The organism is Chryseobacterium soli (assembly GCF_000737705.1).
GTDB classification, from domain to species: Bacteria; Bacteroidota; Bacteroidia; order Flavobacteriales; family Weeksellaceae; genus Chryseobacterium; species Chryseobacterium soli.
In genome coordinates this window covers 204109-222437 of the sequence record NZ_JPRH01000008.1, presented here as the reverse complement: position 1 = coordinate 222437, position 18329 = coordinate 204109, and the positions used below count along the sequence as shown (strand labels likewise).

The 18329-nt window shown below is 31.3% G+C and carries 22 protein-coding genes; 21 read left to right on the top strand and 1 reads right to left on the bottom strand.

Going from position 1 to position 18329, the window contains the following annotated elements; genetic code table 11:
• Positions 1-173: 173 nt before the first annotated feature.
• On the bottom strand, positions 174-2015 hold the full coding sequence (locus IW15_RS17340) for a glycoside hydrolase family protein (protein ID WP_034713919.1): 1842 nt from the start codon (positions 2013-2015) through the stop codon (positions 174-176).
• 190 nt (positions 2016-2205) lie between these two features.
• Between IW15_RS17340 and IW15_RS17335 the strand changes: the two genes are divergently transcribed.
• The 21 genes from IW15_RS17335 (at position 2206) to IW15_RS17220 (ending at position 18012) form a co-directional block, all read left to right on the top strand.
• Positions 2206-2742 (top strand): hypothetical protein, encoded by a 537-nt coding sequence (locus IW15_RS17335; protein WP_034713917.1) that lies wholly within the window; start codon positions 2206-2208, stop codon positions 2740-2742.
• A 58-nt stretch (positions 2743-2800) separates the two neighbouring features.
• Entirely contained in the window at positions 2801-4009 is a 1209-nt protein-coding gene (locus IW15_RS17330; RefSeq protein ID WP_034713915.1) for a hypothetical protein, read from the top strand.
• A gap of 28 nt (positions 4010-4037) precedes the next feature.
• Positions 4038-4421 (top strand): hypothetical protein, encoded by a 384-nt coding sequence (locus tag IW15_RS17325; RefSeq protein ID WP_034713913.1) that lies wholly within the window; start codon positions 4038-4040, stop codon positions 4419-4421.
• Positions 4422-4833: 412 nt separating this feature from the next.
• Positions 4834-5469 (top strand): M949_RS01915 family surface polysaccharide biosynthesis protein, encoded by a 636-nt coding sequence (locus IW15_RS17315; protein ID WP_034713908.1) that lies wholly within the window; start codon positions 4834-4836, stop codon positions 5467-5469.
• A 158-nt stretch (positions 5470-5627) separates the two neighbouring features.
• Positions 5628-5999, top strand: a complete 372-nt coding sequence (locus IW15_RS17310; protein WP_034713906.1) for a DUF7079 family protein — start codon at positions 5628-5630, stop codon at positions 5997-5999.
• Entirely contained in the window at positions 5996-6604 is a 609-nt protein-coding gene (locus tag IW15_RS17305) for a hypothetical protein (protein WP_034713904.1), read from the top strand. The genes IW15_RS17310 and IW15_RS17305 overlap by 4 nt, the downstream gene beginning before the upstream one ends.
• A gap of 173 nt (positions 6605-6777) precedes the next feature.
• Positions 6778-7221 carry a hypothetical protein gene (locus IW15_RS17300; RefSeq protein ID WP_034713902.1) on the top strand — a complete coding sequence of 148 codons (444 nt, stop codon included), beginning with the start codon at positions 6778-6780 and terminating at the stop codon, positions 7219-7221.
• A gap of 365 nt (positions 7222-7586) precedes the next feature.
• Complete coding sequence (locus IW15_RS17295; protein ID WP_034713900.1) at positions 7587-7886, top strand: hypothetical protein; 300 nt, start codon at positions 7587-7589, stop codon at positions 7884-7886.
• A gap of 30 nt (positions 7887-7916) precedes the next feature.
• On the top strand, positions 7917-8189 hold the full coding sequence (locus tag IW15_RS17290; RefSeq protein ID WP_165585218.1) for a hypothetical protein: 273 nt from the start codon (positions 7917-7919) through the stop codon (positions 8187-8189).
• 19 nt (positions 8190-8208) lie between these two features.
• Positions 8209-8520 carry a hypothetical protein gene (locus tag IW15_RS17285; RefSeq protein WP_034713897.1) on the top strand — a complete coding sequence of 104 codons (312 nt, stop codon included), beginning with the start codon at positions 8209-8211 and terminating at the stop codon, positions 8518-8520.
• A 5-nt stretch (positions 8521-8525) separates the two neighbouring features.
• Positions 8526-9269 (top strand): DUF2931 family protein, encoded by a 744-nt coding sequence (locus IW15_RS17280; protein WP_034713895.1) that lies wholly within the window; start codon positions 8526-8528, stop codon positions 9267-9269.
• Between the two features lie 706 nt (positions 9270-9975).
• Entirely contained in the window at positions 9976-10656 is a 681-nt protein-coding gene (locus IW15_RS17270) for a hypothetical protein (protein ID WP_034713892.1), read from the top strand.
• A gap of 163 nt (positions 10657-10819) precedes the next feature.
• The gene (locus tag IW15_RS17265; RefSeq protein ID WP_131368589.1) at positions 10820-11503 is read left to right on the top strand and encodes a hypothetical protein; all 684 of its coding nucleotides are present in this window, start codon (positions 10820-10822) and stop codon (positions 11501-11503) included.
• A 41-nt stretch (positions 11504-11544) separates the two neighbouring features.
• Positions 11545-12111: a hypothetical protein gene (locus tag IW15_RS17260; protein ID WP_034713888.1), complete on the top strand. Its 567-nt coding sequence runs from the start codon at positions 11545-11547 to the stop codon at positions 12109-12111.
• Positions 12112-12130: 19 nt separating this feature from the next.
• On the top strand, positions 12131-12547 hold the full coding sequence (locus tag IW15_RS17255; protein WP_131368588.1) for a hypothetical protein: 417 nt from the start codon (positions 12131-12133) through the stop codon (positions 12545-12547).
• Between the two features lie 116 nt (positions 12548-12663).
• Positions 12664-13911 (top strand): hypothetical protein, encoded by a 1248-nt coding sequence (locus IW15_RS17250; protein ID WP_131368587.1) that lies wholly within the window; start codon positions 12664-12666, stop codon positions 13909-13911.
• Positions 13908-14732, top strand: coding sequence for a hypothetical protein (locus IW15_RS17245; protein WP_034713882.1), 825 nt, complete (start codon positions 13908-13910; stop codon positions 14730-14732). Before IW15_RS17250 ends, IW15_RS17245 begins: the two co-directional genes overlap by 4 nt.
• A gap of 397 nt (positions 14733-15129) precedes the next feature.
• A complete protein-coding gene (locus IW15_RS17235) occupies positions 15130-15498 on the top strand; it encodes a hypothetical protein (protein WP_034713877.1) in 369 nt (122 codons plus the stop codon).
• Entirely contained in the window at positions 15441-15845 is a 405-nt protein-coding gene (locus tag IW15_RS17230; protein ID WP_034713875.1) for a hypothetical protein, read from the top strand. The genes IW15_RS17235 and IW15_RS17230 overlap by 58 nt, the downstream gene beginning before the upstream one ends.
• A gap of 635 nt (positions 15846-16480) precedes the next feature.
• Complete coding sequence (locus IW15_RS17225) at positions 16481-16786, top strand: helix-turn-helix domain-containing protein (protein WP_034713873.1); 306 nt, start codon at positions 16481-16483, stop codon at positions 16784-16786.
• The gene (locus IW15_RS17220; protein WP_034713871.1) at positions 16783-18012 is read left to right on the top strand and encodes a type II toxin-antitoxin system HipA family toxin; all 1230 of its coding nucleotides are present in this window, start codon (positions 16783-16785) and stop codon (positions 18010-18012) included. Before IW15_RS17225 ends, IW15_RS17220 begins: the two co-directional genes overlap by 4 nt.
• The last annotated feature ends 317 nt before the right edge of the window (positions 18013-18329 follow it).

Sequence of the window (18329 nt, the reverse complement as noted above, 5' to 3'; positions counted from 1 at the left end):
ACAGTATAAAGCCGTTTTTGTTACAGATCTCCGATTCTAAGTAGATTTTAAGCCAAACTTTGAGAGCTTTGACTTGCTGTTGCTGTTTATTCATGGATAAAGGTTTTAAACTTTACACTATAAATTTAAGTCATTTTTGTAGCGGATCTATTGATACTTTACAAATAATTGTGTTACCTAATTGTTTTCAGATAATCTTCCAAATCATCATTTTTCCCTAAATTTAACTTCTGTTTTATACGGTATTTGCTCATTCGTACACTTTCTGGTTCTACAGAAAAGAGCATTGCAATTTGTTTGGTATTCAGATTTGAATGAATGGCGGCACAATATTTTAAATCCAAAGTGGTGAGTTTTTGACCCGATTTTTCGTTTAGCTTTTTAAAAAATTCCGGATTTATATCTTGTAAATCATTTTTCACCTGATCCAGATTATTGTCAATTTGCATTTCCGATTGTAGAATTTGGTGCAGTTTAAGTTGAGCTTTGTCAGTAAATTTTTCTTGATTAAATTTTTCTTTCAGACTTTGTAGCAACTCATTTTTGTGTTCTATTTGCAATGCACCCGCTAATAATTGCTTTTGCATTTGCTCTTTTTGCGTTACAATTAATCTGTTTTCGGCTTCTATTCTTGCATTTTCTTCTTCTTTTAATTTTGTCAAAAGCTCGGCCTCTTCTTTTTGAGTTTCCAAGACAATGGATTTTTGTTTTTCAAATTTTAATTTAAATTTATTAGAACGATACAAAAACACACTTCCCAAAATAGCCAAAATAGCCATTGCTAAATACAAGTAAATTAGGGATTCTTGTAATCTGTTTTTTTGGGTTAGAAGTTGCAGTTGCTCTTCTTTTTTCTGGGTTTGGAATTTGGCTTCTAAAATCCTGATATTACTTTTTTTGCGATGATCATTTAGTTTAGAAAAATAATCAATGTATTTTTTATAGAAAAAAAGTGCTTCATTCGGTTTCTTTTTTTCTTCATAAAAATTGGCTAACGAATAATACACTGAAGAATTAAGGTATTCGTCTTTGAAGGTATTTTTTTCCACCAAGTCTTTCGCTTGTAATAGATGTTTTTCAGCTTTAGAGTCGTTTTTTTCTTTTTTTGCCAAATCACTCAAAATCTGCAATGCATTTACCTGAATAATAATATCATTATTTTTCTTTGCATTTTCGATAGCAGATTTCGTATAGAAAAGAATTTTGTCTTTTTGAAGTGGTCTTTCTTGGCTTATATAAAGATTTGCCAAATTCAAAGACACAATTCCGAATTGATTTTGAGACACAATTTGCTCCGAATTTTCATTAAAAATCGCCAAAGATTTTTCAAACGCTTTTACCGATTTTTGCCACATTTCCGGCTTTGAAGTTTTTTCATATTGATCCGAGAAAACCGTTCCAATTGCTTGATAAGCCAAACACAACGTTTCCGGATCCATACTTTTTTCGGCAAATTCAATGCAGGAATTGGCATATTTTATTTCCTTGTCTAATTCTCCTTTTTCGGCATAAAGTCCGTAGATGTAGTAATAATTTTTAGAAATGGTAACATATTCTTTAGAAGATTCCAGCAATTCCAGCGATTTAAAAAAATATTGCATTGCCAGATCCGATTCATACAAATTCATTTCTACAAAACCTTTGTTGTGCCAAGAAAGACCAAGTAAAATTTTATTATTGAGTTTTTGAGACAATTTCAGCGCTTCATTACCAGAGTTAATCATTTGCGAAATACTGTCTGCTTTTTTGAAAACTTTGGTACAGAAAATATGGGTTTTTATTTGGCTTTCCATATTTTTTGAATTTTCGCTCATTTCTATGGCTTCATTTGCCAATTGATAGCTTTTCTTAATATCAATAAAACGAAAATCCGCTGCCAAATCTGCTGTTAGAATGGCTTTTTTGCCCCAATCTTTTTCCTGGGCAATTTGTACTTGAAGCGTTTCCCATTTTTTTTGTTGAGAAAATAATGAAGTTGAAAAAATCAATAAAAAAATAAAATACCGTAACTGCATAAATGAAAAACAATTCTATAAAGGTAATTATTTTGCTTAAATATTTAATTGTTTGTTTATCATTTGTTTAGGTGTTTTTTTGAAAAAAAACAAAAACGTGTAGATACTTTGTAGATGCTTTTTTGATCTGTTTGAAACGGATTTCATATACATTTGCACCCTATTTTTATTATAAAAACACTTTTGAAAAATGGAAAAATCTCTTTTTGCACTACTATTTATATTTAGTTTTGGATTTTCTTTTGCCCAAGAAAACCCTAATCTCACTACTTTAAGAATCGGATCCTACAAAATAAAAATGACAAAAGAGGAAGCCGAAAAAATAGCTAAAACATCTTTGCAGTTAACCGATCATTCCCAAGAAAATCGAAAAAAGAATATGGTAAAATATTCCGGAGAAGAAATAGAAGTAGAAATTACGGAAAACTACGTGAGTGAAACCGAACCGAATGTTTTGCAAATTTCAGCTCTGGCTACAAAAAGCCCAAAATTTCGCACCAAAAACGGGATGGGGGTTGGAAGTACACGAAAAGAAATATTGAATGCTTATTTAGATTATCCCAATTTTTCGGTGGATCAAAAATGGGATTATAAAACCAATAAAAATTCTACCAAAATAAGTGCAATTTCCTTAGAAGATAGAGATGCTTGGACTACTTTGGAATTTACACTTGTTGATAATTTTTGCACAGAAGTGAGTGTTCATTTTACCGAAGAAGGCGATTGAAAATATACCTGTAATGTATGCATAATCAAAATATTAAATAAAAATAACACTTATCTAAATGAAAAAAAGAGTCACATTATTTCTAGCAATACTATTTGCTTCAACCATTTTCGCACAAGAAAAAAAAATAGATTTTGCCAACAAATTTACGTACCAAAGTATTACAAAAAAATACAATGACAATAAGCAGTTCATCCTCGCTTTAGAGGTTTTTGCGAATAACAGCGAAGGACTTCTTATTACAAATCCAAGATTTGCAGACTCTTACAACTCTTCACAATCCTTTTTTTATGATGATTCGGGATTTTCTTGGGTAAGTTTTGGGATAAATAACCGCTTAACTTATAACCCACAATACGAAATGAGTTTTGATATTGATAAAGAAACCAAACCCAATTACGAGGTTACCAACCTAAATGTTAAAGAGAAAGTAGGCGAATATAATTGCACCCAATATTCGTTAAAATATAGAAATCGAAATTTTACTGATGCCGATAGCGTTGAAAATCCTGATGATTCTCATTCCACATTAAAAGTTTGTATTGATGACGGAAACACAACCAATAACAGCAATTTACTTTTCATAATGACCAATTACTATGGGGTAAATGCCAATTCTAAAAACATTTTCCCAAAGGGGTTGGTGGTGAAAATTGGAGATGAAAAAGACTATGACACAGAATATACAATGCTTATAAAATCTGAAAAAATAGCACAAACCGTATATTTTGACAGGAAAAAAGAGATACAAAAAGAAACAAAATTTCGGGATTCTCTAAAATTGGCAGAAGAAAAATATAATGCAGATAAAGGTATAGCAGAAGCAACAAAAGCTGCATCAGAAGCGGCAAGAAGTACCGTTGCAGATGCTGCAAAATCAGCAGAAGATGCAACAAATGAAGTATCAACCGCTGAAAACGACCTGCCAAAATACGAGTCCACCTACAAAAAAGAAAATTCTTCAGAAAGCAATTTGGCGATGGATGAAGATATTTCGGGAAATCAAAAAAATGCTTTACCCAAATATTGTTTCCGGATAAAAGACGATTTACCAAAATTTGGCAATCAGGAAGTTGCAAAACATTTAAAAAATTATGCAGGACAAGTTTGCGATATGTACCTCACCCAAGGCGAAAATAGTTTGGTATATGTAAAAGGAACGATAGACGAAATAAGGCAGGAAGTATTGTATTTGTTTACCATCCGGGAAAAATTAGATCAGTCGGATCGTAAAAAATTAGACGATTATCTGAATAATTTAGATTAAAAAATAGTATGAAATTTAAAAGCCCAAAATGAAAATAATTTTTTCTCTTACAATTTTTTTCTTGTTCATTGCCTGTAATAAAGCAAATACCCTGCAAAAGGGTAAAATAGAAGGTTTGGTTATAAAAAATATGGATATTGATGCATCCGGAACTTATACAGTTTCCGGTAATTACAGTTCTATCAGTACTGGTGGAAGATTGTTGGAGAATATGGAAGTAGAAACCACTGAAAATACCAATGAAGTTATTGTGCAGTTATATCCTGTTTTTAAATCCATCGGGAAAGATCCGATTGGAGAACGTGTTTTTTCTTACATAGGACAAATGCCAGTAGAAACGTATTACTTAAAAACGCTTACTGTGAAAATTTCCGATACGGCAAAATCTTTGGAAAGAACTACAGAAAGATAATAAACACAGAATACTTTTTTGTGGAGTGTTATATTCCTTTAATAGAGCGTTTTGGAGCATTGTCAGTCTGAGCGAAGTCGAAGACATATTATAAAATATTGACTAATAATAAAATGTACAACATGTAGTTGAAACAAGATATGAACAGAAAAATCACAAAATATAGAATAGTAATGATTGTATTTTCAATATTAATTATTTTACCCCTTATATATTTCTACATAGATTATCTTTCACTTCAGGAGTATTATATGAAAAATTTTGGCGAATTAAATCTGTATTATGAAGATGAATTAAGTTTATTACAGCTTTTAGATACTGAATTATCAGTTATTTATTATCCTGTTATTATCCTTTTATTTTTTATTGCAAAATCGGTCATCAAGAAAGGCCAAATAAAGAATTTTAATCAATGAAAAAAGTAACATTATTTATTGCATTTTTCCTTACTTCAACTATCATTTTTTCACAAACTACAAGCAGGGTTTTATCAAAAACCGAAACCCAGAATTTGAGTAACGAGTTTGAAAACATTCCGTATCCTATTTATAAAGCTTATGAATACAAAGATAAGGATGGTATTTACAATGTTTTGTTGTGTGAAAACCAAACAAAAATTATAAAATCAGACAGCTTGAATAACAAAATTATGGCGATAGCCATGTTAAACGATCACGGCGGTTTTGTAGAAAAATGGAGTATAAAAGACGAAATTATTTCAACGAATGATGTAGAATTTCCAGAAACCAGCATTTGGTTTTGGAGTAAGTATTCTTCTTTCAAAGACATTGACGGAGACGGGAAAATAGATCCCATTATTGTTTATGGTTCTAAAAGTAATGATGGCGAAATTTCTCGAGTAAAAATTTTCACGATCTACAAAGGCATAAAATATGGAATTCGGGCGGTAGAATGCAGTTTGGACGACTGCCGAACGTTTAAAAAAGACGATTCTATAAAAACATTACCAAAAAAAATACAGACTTATCTGGATGCATTATTAAATAAAATGCGGAAAGAACAAAACGTATTGCTAAAGAATGGCTAATTACTGCGGAATAAGAGAAAAATGAAAACCTTCCAAAATAGCATCACTTCACTCATTATTGCTTTTTTATCGGTAAAAATTATCAAAGACAGCATTACCATAGAATCCACAATAAAAAGTAAAGAAATAAGGATGACATTTCCTATTATAAATAAAAAATGAATAGTACGGAATTAGAAAACCGAAAACCAATTTGGATAGCATTGTCTAAGTTCTATTTAGACAATGAATTGACATGTAAAGATTTTGACCATATGGCAATCATTTTTCAAAAATCCGGACTTCATATAAAAGATATAAAACAAATTGATTTGATGAAGGTTTTTCCACTTCTTCAGCCAAACTTATTAAATATTTCTGGAGCTTGGACTGATTTTGATGAAGACTGGTTATTATCAGAATGCATAAAGCATTATCAAAAAAGAGAAAATCGATTTTATAGATTAAACTATAAGTTTTGGAATGCGTTATTTTACTGGATTCGAAGAGATGGCTGGAATCAAATAGAACAAAGAATAATAAATACATGAAAAAATTAACCCCATTTTTAGTGACTCTGTTCTTCATTTTTTCTTGTAATAAAGTAGAAAAAAGAACAAAAAATAGTGTGGTACAGAAATCAACCAATGAAAATGTGCTATCTAAGCAAGATTCTGTAAAAACCAAGACAACTACTCTGAAAAAAGACGATGAAATTGCAAAAGCAAAAAAATGGCTTATTTATTCTATCGAAAATTACCTCAATAAGCAAAATGGTTTGCAGGAAAATACCAATGAAGAAGCAGACGGAAATACGCCAACTATTTTCACCAAAAAATATGAAGAATATAAATCTGATGCCATAAACATTGATTTAGATACGGATGGAAGTCTGACCTTGCAACAATTTCAGAAAAAATGGGAAAACGATTTCGATTGCCAATATGTAGGCTACGATTCCGGATTTCTAGTTGGAGCGCAAGATTGGGGTTTGATAAAAGTAACCAAATGCGATTATAAAACCACGGAAAAAGAACAGCTGATATTTAGCGTAATCATCTCTGATACGGAAAACAAATTCAATTACAATCGAGATATAAAAGTGATTCCTTCCGGAAAATCTTTTCTGATTAGTGATGTTTTGGAACAAAATTAACTTTAAAACAACTCCTAAATTTTTAATAATAAATGTATTCCTCTTGTAATAGTTAGAAAAATTGAATTTTCTAATATTTTAAAAGATAAAAACTATGACTGAAACACAAAGTGTAGCACTAAGTCTTTCACTATCAATGAGTTTTTTTTATAATTTTTTTTATTTACCAAATAATGAAGAAACGAATCAACGCATTTACTTTACTATTGCAGCTAATGATAACAGGAGTACTCACATTTGTGGAAAGTTATTGGGCGATGAAACCTTATGACAATCAACCTTCCAGTTCTTGTTTAGATTGCATTCTGGAGTTAGATTTATTTTGGTTGAGCGCTATAACAATCATTATCATTGGATTGTTTTTATTGATTAGTAATTGGCTGAAAATGAAAAAGCCAATCCAATTAATACTAAATATGGTCATATTAATTGGCCTTTGGTTGTGGATTAACAATATAACTTTTATAGAAAGAGAAGCTTCCTGGAGTACTTTTACCACTACAGAAGAATGGATTTCTACTTTGTGGATTTCATTTTTTCCTATTTTGGTTTGTGGAAGTATCTATTTCTGCATTTTATATTTTTTAGTATATAAAAAATTGAATGAAAAAATATAAAAGCGATAATGAAAAAACTTCTATTCTTAAGCTTTATTATTTGGGGAATTATCTTTTGATTGGGCAAAACCATTTTTCTCTTTGAAAATTTGTGGAGGAAAACAACAGACCGTAACTACATTATTCCCGATGAAAGTTCATTATTAAAATTTCGGGCTACAAAAATGAACCAAGGTTCTGGAGATGGGTGGTTGTACGGTGAAGACGAAAATTATTATTACAGCACCAAAACAGGCTAGAAAAATCCAAGATATATTAAATTTTTGAAAAAAGAAACTTCACAATTTAGAAATTTCAATCGTTTTCAAATCGTAACGTGGCGAAAAAACTGTTTTAAAAAATTAATAGATAATTTAAAAAAGACAATGAAAAAAATGTTTGAACTTCCTTTTTTAATGCTTGTTCACCACCAAAGTATTGATCTAGAAGCAATACCGAATCCGCCGGATTTAGAAAATAACATGGCAGAAAAATATATGAAAAAATATTTGGTACTGTATAAAGAGCTGGCTGTTGCCGTCTATAATAATGATGAAGAATCCATAAAATCTTTACGATCTCATGTTTCGAAAATTTCATCAGAAGGAGTAAAAATACAGATGAAACTGGACGGAAAAGATACATCAAAAATAGCGGGTTGGTTGATAGAATTATATAATTATTAAAAAAGACAAATAATGAGCCTATTATATAAAATGAGTATGTTTCCTTTTGCTGTCGAAAACAAAAAAAAATTACAGATTCCGGATTTGCCCTCTTTTGAAAATGAAAATGTGGAAAGATTTGCAGCCTTGTTTTTTAATCTTTGCAAAGAATATATAAATGCAAAAAATGCAGGTGATGAAAAAACACAAATGCTTCTGCTTCCTTTTTTTTCAAAACTCACAAAAAAAGGTATTACAAACAAAGACATAAACCAGAACGATAAGGTTAAATTAGAATCTTGGTTTGATGAAATTTTGAATTAATACAAAAAAAATAGAACTGATGATAAAAGTATCAAAAACAGAAATGCAAAACCGAAAAAACAGCAGACTCTCGGTATTGCTGATGATCATCATTATAGCAATAGTTAATCTATTCCTCAACTGCACTTATAATGATGAAAATCATATGTTATACAATGTTTTTTATCTGTCCGCAAGCGTTACGGTTGTATTGGGAAGTTATGCTTTTTATTATAAAGGTAAACGTTACACAATAGCCAAGGTGTTGTTCTTTTTATCATTAATCATATCCATACTCATTTTTGGAGGCCTGAAATTTTTGGAAGCTTTCGGAAAAGGATTTAATCATTAAAAAACATGAAACTCAATACTCTTAATACGATATATGTATTTGTAATTTCAGCATTGCTGGTTGCAACTGCCTTTAAAGTTATACATTATAAAAAATGGGAGCGTTTTTATTATGAAACAAGTGTTTTTGCACCGAAATATCATCCTGCATATTTACAAAGTGTCGAATTTTTGTTTCCTGATAATACTTCTTATTATGTAATGTCCGATGATATGGAAAATTTTAATTCAGATTGGGGACAACAATCTTCACCCTCCAGAAATGATGATGAAGCACAGCTTCTTCCGGAAAAACTATTTGTCCGCTATGTCTCGTATAGAGAAAAAGCGGTGTATTCGGACACAATTGAACTTCCAAAAGAAAAAATGATGGAAATATTCAAAAAAGCGAAAAAAGCGCATAAAACAATTCCGATTTATTATTCTCATCCTCAAAAAGGAGATAAGGAAGAGCTTATATTTTTAATCGGGATCGCAAACAATGGAAACGTACTTGTTGCTTTGAGAGGAAAAAATTTTGACGAGGTCATCCTGAAAAAACATTTAAAAAGACAAACTGCTTATTCCAGAATTGTTTATTTGGATTATATGACTCGCGAACGAAAGGAAAAACCTTTAAAAGATTGTTTCAATGAATTGTTTGAAGGACTAAAATATGATACCATTTTGAAACGCAAGATTGATTCGGGGTACGAAAAAAATGCCAATTATATAGATAGTGCAATCCTATCACATAATTACAATAATTGATAAATGTTTCTTGTTTTTTGTTAAAATCTGAAATTATTTCTTCCTTTTTTATCTCTATCATGGCAGGAAAAAAAATACAAGAGGAAGTGTTAGAAGTAGGATTTGTTTTTTCATCATTTTTATATCACAACACATTATTGAAATTATTGAATGAAAAATTAGAAAAAAATGATTCTGATTTATAAATGTTTTAATAGATTAAAATGAAAAAAAATAGGAAACTCATATTGACATTTGTTCTGCCAATAACAATAATTCTCTTTGGTACAATTACAAAATGGCATTATGTATATATTGAAGACGGACCTTCTGATTTTATATATGGTTTTCCTTTGCCATTTATCTGCGGTGGTTGGTTTACTTCATTTTCCTTACAGATATTTGTAACAGAACTGGTTTTTGATTTTTTTATTTACTCCATTATCTGTTTCACTGTAATACTATTGACGGACAACTATTTGAAACCAATAAAGGTGAAAAAATATCTGAAATTTGGATTATATGGACTCGCTATATTGACAATACTGTTTTACGGAATCATATTATTTTCAAACCCAAACATTCTATTTAAGATAAAACGAAATTTTAATTACAAAGAAACACAGAGCGGATATCAATTTATGTGGCAACAAAAAAATAAGGAGTAAGAGAAAATTAATACTCCATCATAATAATTATAAATAACCACCATCAAAACAAATGTAAAATGAAAAATAAATTTATATCTACTATTCTTGCCCTTTTTTCTGGCTTTACTTTTGGGCAATTTGCCGTGATTGCTGACAAAGACGGCTATACAAACGTAAGAGAAAATGGCAAAAAAGACAGCAAAATTATTAGCAAACTGCAAAACGGACAGCTCATTTATTGTTTTGAAGCTCCGGAAAGCAACTGGACAAGTATTGATTATAAGGACACCAAACTAAATGGCTATATCTACAAAGACAGATATGTTTTCATTACTGATTTTTCAAAAATCCCGCTACTTTTGAAAAATCAAAATAGTGCCAGATTTGGTAAAGGCAATATCAAAATTTCTATTACCCAAAAAACCTTTGATGAAACAAAACACAGGCTCACGTACATCTCGGAAAATATTTTAAAATCAATCGATGGCAAAAAATACTGGGGAAATGATGGCGGAATGCCTAAAACAGAATATCAATCGATAGAGATAAAAATTGATGGTAAATCTATAGTTCTTCCTGCATCTGCCTTACAAAATTTATACGAACCCAATCTGGACTATTCCGGAGTAAATTACGATGTAAAAACAAGCTCACTGTACATTCAATCTTCAAACGGTGATGGAGCAGGAGGTTATGAAGTAATATGGAAAATTGAAAACGGCGTTTACAAAGAACGATTTATTACCTATGGTTTTTAGATTTTTTTAAATATAAAATTATAAATAGAATATGTGTGATATATAAATACCTTTTTTTTAACATCAATATAAAATGAAATACCCAAAACTATCTTTTATACTCCTTTTATTAGTGATTATTTCGTGTAAACAAAAGCCTGCAACCACTGTTGGGGCTGAAAAAATGGCTAAACCAAACAAGAGTACAAAACGCGAACTGCTTTCCACTACAAAAAATAACACAGACAAAATCTACGAAGACCTTGTAACTTTTTTGTGCATCAACACGCCCGGAGATTTTCCAATTGTTTTTGTAGAAAAAGATAAAAAAATCCTCAGTTTTTTTGTAGGTGATAAATTCCCATACGAAGCCGATAAAATCCCTTTCAAAAGAGGAGATTTAATTCGCATACGATGGAAAAAGGACACTATAATTCCTCCTGATGGAGAAGATTCCTACCAATCGGAAGTGCTTCTGAATGCCGAAAAAATAAAAAACGGCAAACTAACTGTCTATAAACAAAAGCATCCTGAAAAAATTGAAATCGACAACCAAATAAAAGAAGATATTTCCAAAGAAGACCTGCAACAAATTGATGATGTTGCATTATACTTTTTGGCGACCTCTACAGACAACGATTTTTTATCTTCAATAGAAGAAGCTGAAAAAGCCGACGAATCTGTCGGAAATTTGATGATAGCCATTTCCGATGAATTCATAAAAAATGAACCCTATATGAAAATAGATTACAACTATCTGTATCGTGGACAAATAAGCACACTGAAGACTATTTATACAGATAAAGATTGTGCAAAAATATTTCTGTTAGATGAAAAAACCGGAAGTTTACTTCCGTATTGGCAATAATAAAATTGTTTTGAAAAAATAACATTCAATAATAAAATCGAATGAAAAAAATTATACATTTCTTTGCTATCGTATTATTTATTTACGGGGCAATAAGCTGGTTTCTTGTTCCTCATTTTTTTAAAAAAGGAGAAGAATTTGTACTTTCTGATGCTCGGTCTTTTGTTGCCGACAGCAAAAACATATATATATATGGACGTTTTTATAGTGCGGTAAATGTGTATGATACCTTTGGGAAATTTATCACCAGTTTCCCGGTAAAAGGATACAAAGGAGAAGAGAAATTATACCTTACCCAAAACGATGAGCTGGCTATTGCACACCCATCAGAATTTTCTGACCGGTTAACTTACTATTACTCTAAAGATGGAAAATTTTTGGGAGAAAATTCTTTTCCTATACAGGATACGATAAGCCGCGACAATCGATATTATGCTGTTCCTTTAGTTTGTTATAAACTCTATCGTAAACAGAATAACAAAGATGTTCTTATCTTAAAACAAAGTTATTGGAAGACGTTACTAACACCACCATTTTCGCTTTTGATTAGTTTACTTATTATTTTCCCGACAGTTTTTTTGGAGAAATTTGTTTTTAAAGACAAGTGATTTGAAAATTAAAAATACAATGCAAAATCTCATCAATACCGAAAACGGCGAATTACACTTTGGTAATCAGTACTATATATCTGCAAAAACCACATTGGAAGACATCCGGGAAATGGAAGAAACTTTTGATCAATTTTTTGAAAATTTAGAAATGGGCATACAAAATCTTGCTTTTTTTAACAAAGAAATTGTGGGTAATTTTTACCAACTTTCTTTCCACTTTAATTTCGGAAAGTTGAGTATGGTTTTTATACAATTCAAAAACGGAAAGCAAATTTTAGAATTATCTGTTTGGAAAGAAATAAAACTGTTAAAGCAATTCAGCAATCCCAAGAAAACGCAAATGAAAAGCAAAAATTACCATTGGGGAAGTGTTTTTGGGAGTTATGATGCCAAATTAAACTTTGGAAATATGAATTTGAGTTATAAGAACTAAACAACCAAAGATGAAGCCCCCCTTTTTAAGTGCTTCTTTCTCTAGAATCAACTAAAAAAGCAAAGAAATAAGACTTACGTTTCCTATCATAAAATGAATAATTATTAAAAAAAACAATGAAAAAAACACATCTTGCATTTATGCTATTTGCAATATTTTCAAATAGTTACGCCCAAACGCAAGATAGCATTTCGCATTGCTTGTCGGATGAAAAAGAAGCAATACTCACGTTGCACCTCAATTATTTGTCGGACAGCAATACGGTTGCCCTGTACAACGAAATAATTAAAAATACACAGCAAGATCAAATATTTACAAAGATGCATAGCACAGAAGATGCAAACAAGGTACTACAAATAATATTAAAACAAAACGAACTACGCTTTGCAGATGCCGAAGAAAGTAGTTTTCAAAAAGAATTACTAAAATCAGATTGCCCTGTTATAAAACTTGGAGAAGGAGTACTTTTAATGCAAAACAATCTTACAGAAAAAGATGTAGAAAATATTGACGTATTGAGGGACTTGTTGAGCCACACTACCAAAATAACGCCTTCAAAAGAAGATTTACTAGCAACACACTATTTTTTAGCAACACCATTTTATATCTCAGGTGCTTCTGGTGGCTACTTTGTTATTCCAATGGAAAAAGCAACGAATGAGGATATTAACAAAAAACCTGTAGAATGTGGTACAGGAAGAATTATACAAATGCAGCAAGAACAATACAAAAAAACCATCGAAGATTTTATTGCTGCCTCCAAAAAAAATATGATGTTTGGTAACGGAATTTGGATGACAATAGGAAAACAAAATACCGATGAAGATATTTTAAAAGCAGGTTTTAAAGACAGTTCTTCACCACATGAAAATATACAAATTTTAAAAAGTATGGATCACGGAGATTATCATTATATCCTGTTTTCTACCCAAAAAGAAGGACAAAAAGCTGATCTTAGGATGGCACTTTATGACAAAGTCATTTTCAGCTTTCGGGGAGACTTTGATCCTTTTTACTACAAAAATTACTACAATCCCGAAGTTCTGGGAAAATGGATAATGAGTGAAGCATTTTCACGAAAAAAGAATGAAACCTTGATTTTAAAACCTCTTGTAAATGATTATGACTACGGATATTTTTTGGAAATAAAAGAAGATTACTCTTTTGAAATGTACGACAAAGGCGATTGCCCTGCTTATGAAAGAATCAAAGGAAGATATTATTTTGATGAAAAAGGCATCAACTTCTACTGTTATGATATTCAGTATTTAGGTAAAAAGAAAGAAGGCAAATCTTTTACTTCAGGGCCTTTTATATTTAAAAAAGAAAACGGGGTTTTAACTTTGAAAAAAATAAAAAAATGAAACGCTTGAAAATTTTGTATTTAATTGGTCTTTTTTTAATGATAAGTTGTAATAAAGGCACCAAAGAAAACCCGATAGACACATCATCCAGAAACTGGGGAAAACTAACGCATCTGAAATATAATCTTTATGAAAGTGATTTCCAAAACAAAAAAACAATTGTAGAAAAAATAGTGTATTATGATCCTGAGGATAAAAAACACCATAGCTTTTATACCGACCAACTTTCTGTAGAAGAGCCCGGAAAGTCCGTTATGCTTACTTATTCTTCCGTTATAGATATCTCTACTTACAAAGAACTGGAAGGAACTTGCTATGCTGTGGATAAAAATCGTGTATACTTTCTTGATACAACTGTAAGAATAAGGACTCCTCTTTATGATCCAGATCCGAAACTGTTTATTAAGCATTTTGGTTACGATGAAGCCAAAAATAAATACTATCTACCTGAAAATAAACGCTTTAAAAATTGCAAACTAATAAGCAAAACCTCTGAAACCATTGTTGTGAATTATATACAATGGGCTACGACAGACCGTCCAAACTTTATCCTTGCAAAAGATTACCAGAAGCATAAAAATCAGGATGATTTGGTTGACTATTGCTTCTTTTTAGATACTCAAAACATAACCATCTGGGATTTTCCAAAAGATGTAAATGAGCAATTGGACAATGGAAAACCAGCAACATTTACAGGCAGATTTTACAAAACCAAACAGTTTGATGATGCCTTTCCTTACAAAGGATGGGGTACCTATAGTTTTAAATCTAAAGATGGCTTCTATAAAGTTTTTGTATATGAAAAGATTAAAAATAAGTAATTGTGGAAGGAGCTGGTCTTGAAAAACTCATGTATTTCTTAATTATCGTAATGGTATTGTTTGGATTTTCTTTTTTTATTTTCCTGTACCATTGTATTCGTGCACGTAAAGAAGCGCGTAAAAAACAACTGAAAATAACCGATACAAAATCTTTCGGATATATTTTGGGAGGGATTTTATTGTTTATGATTGAAGCTAATATATTTTATTCATGGGAAGGAGGATTTTTCCAGTGTTTTATATTGGTGTTTTCTCCTGTTTTGCTTATGCTTTTTGGTTTTTGTTATAATAAGCTTTTCTGGAAAAAATAATTTTAAATCATGAAAAAAATAATACATTATCTCCTTATGTTTTCCCCCATATTTTGCTTTGCACAAAACGGCAGCATAAGAAAACCGTGGAATGCGGAACAGGAAGAATTATGCAACAATTGGACAAAGACAGGCAAAAAATTATCGAAGACTTCATCTCTGCATCCGAAAAGAGTATGACGTTCGGAAACGGAATTTGGGTGGCAATCGGAAAACAAAATACTGATGAAGAGATCTTGATAGCCGGTGTGAAAGGTTGCTATGATTGGAAAAATGATCACGTTAATGTTTTAAAAAGTTTGGATCACGGAAGCTATCATTACATATTATTTTCCCGCCAAAAAGAAGGACAAAAATACTATGAATCAATAGCAATGTATAGTAAAGCAGGTTTTTTATGTTTCGTACTTATGATGCTTTTGCTTACAAAAATTACCAACATCCAGAAATTATAGGAAAATGGAAAAGCGATGAAATATTGGATTTGAAAACATTTACAAAAGCCGATTTAAAACCCTTATCAAACGACAAAGAAAATCTGGAAAATCAGTTTGGGCAATTTCTGCAAATAAACGACGATTATACCTTTCGCCTTTATTTCCATGCAGATTGCTATATGGGTTGCGATGAACAAATTGAAGACAGATATGGCTTTAATGCAGATGGTGAAATTATTTTTTACTGCAACACATTTTCGTACGTGGGAGCGTTATGCAACAAAAGAAAAAAAGAACCCAAACCTTATGCAATAGAGCATATAAAATTCACAAAAGAAGATGAAATTTTAATTTTAAGAAAATAGAAAAACAATGAAAAAAATCGCCTCAGAATATATAAAGATTTTCCCTGAATTTGAGGAAGTCTTTTTTGATGACATAGAAAACTACAAAAAATAGATTTTGGCGAAACTGATCTCGTCAAAACAAGATCAGGAAAGGAGTTAATACAGTTTTTAACTTCATCAAGACCAAGATTGGTTTGTTCACTTATTCACAAATTTGGTAATAAAACGGAAACGAATTTTGACGCATTCATTAAAGAATTACAAAACATCTTGTACAAACACAGGGTGAAATTTTTGTTTTTATCGATGAATGTGTCGTACCCAAAGCGGTAAACACCAATCAGACTAAGGTATGTTTTTATCAGATATCTTTCAGAACAACTACAACTTGAGTTTGGAAGTGGTTTGTTGAAAAGATCAAATTACTTGTATCGCCAGTTTTTATAAAACATTTGAGAATGTGCATACGCTGTATGCATAATTGAATTGGATTCAATAAACTATATTAAGTGTTGATAGTCAAAATAAAACAGAATTGTAATGCCGAACAGAAGAAATAATTGAACGATACGTCAGTTGGAAAAACAAATTTAGTATATTTGTAATACAATAATATTATTTATCGATATATTATAACATTAAATACTACCATTATGTTATTTATTTCTTTTTCCAAAGTTCAAAAAAAGCTGATTGATAATATCAGGGAAAGACGATTGCAAATGAATCTAACACAGGAAGGTTTGGCTGAAAGATCAGGTGTTCCTTTACCAACTCTGAGAAAATTTGAGCAAAAAGGCTTGATTTCTTTGGATTCATTTTTAAAATTGCTTTCAGTTGTTGGTGGATTAGAAGAAATGGTTGATGTGTTAAAACCGAAGGAGCAGAGTTTTAAATCTATTGATGATGTACTAAAATCAGAGGAAAAACCCATTAAAAAACGAGGAAGCAGAAAATGAAAATATCTATCAAAGAAATAAAAGTAGGACTGAATTTCGGTTCTCGAATCCAACCAGTTGGACGTTTGGCTCTTCGTGATGGTATCATCTATTTTCAATATGATGAAGAATTTCTTCAAAGCAATTTAGAGATTTCACCTATAAGACTTCTTTTGCAACGAGGCGTGATAGAGCTTCCAAGAGATCCATTTGAAGGTTTGGCTGGTGTTTTCAATGATAGTTTACCTGACGGTTGGGGAAGATTGCTTTTTGACCGTATGCTTCGGTCGGAAGGAATTTCTCCATCAGATATTTCTCCACTTGATCGTTTAGCGTATGTTGGATTGCATGGTATGGGCGCATTGATTTATGAACCGGATCAAAGTCCAGATAGTAGTAATGAAATGATTGATTTGGATGTGTTGGCAACTCAAACAGAAAACGTTTTGCAAGGTGATTCGGAAGAAGTGATTGCAGAACTTTTGGCTTTGAACGGATCTTCTGCTGGAGCACGGCCAAAAGCATTGATTGGCGTTGATGCAGAAAGAAAAAATATTTCCTACGGAGCGAATTTGTTAGCCGATGGTTTTGAACCTTGGATGGTGAAATTTCCAAATTCGTTAGATGGCAAAGATGCGGGCGCAATAGAATACGTTTACGCCTTAATGGCTGTAGATGCTGGAATTAAAATGCCTGAAGTCCATTTGTTTCCGTCCCGGAAAGGGAATGGCTATTTTGCCGTTAAACGTTTTGATAGAGAAGAAAATAAGCGTCTTCATATGCATACAGTGAGTGGACTTGTTCACAGTAATTTTAGATTTCCGTCTCTTGATTATGAAGATTTATTATCATTGACGGGTTTTTTAACCAAAGATATTCGAGAGGTAGAAAAAATGTTTCGGTTAGCAGTTTTCAATGTTATGGCGCATAATAGAGACGACCATGGTAAGAATTTTTCGTTTTTGATGAATGAATTTGGTGAATGGAAATTATCGCCCGCTTACGACCTTACATTCTCATCTGGACCAGGTGGAGAACAAAGTACTATGGTAATGGGAGAAGGGAGAAATATAACCTTCAAACATTTGACTAAGTTAGGAAGTGAAGCCAAACTATCAAAAGAATTTATAGAGAATGTTATTCAGCAAACAGCTTCTGCAATTAGTAAATGGTCAAATCTATCAAAAGATTTTGGAGTTAGTAAAACAAACAGAGAATTAATAACGAAATTGATTAAAACATTTTAATATAAAATTTGAGCTATTCTTGTTAGAACTGTAAATTATTTCGTTCTTTAAAATATATGAAAATTAAGATGTACAGGCGAAATATATCAATTGTCACCGTTGTAGGCGGGAATTGTTAATTGTCTAATCTACAGCAATTTATAAGGTTAGAGTTGTACTAAAGTAGTACAAATGTGTTTTTAAATTTATCGTAAAATATTGTAAAATATTGTAAAATATTGGTTTACAAGTGTTTAATGTGACGAGATTCGTGCGGAAAAGTAGAAAAAAAGATGTTGCAGCATCTTAGTCGTGTACCACTTTTGTACACCTCATAT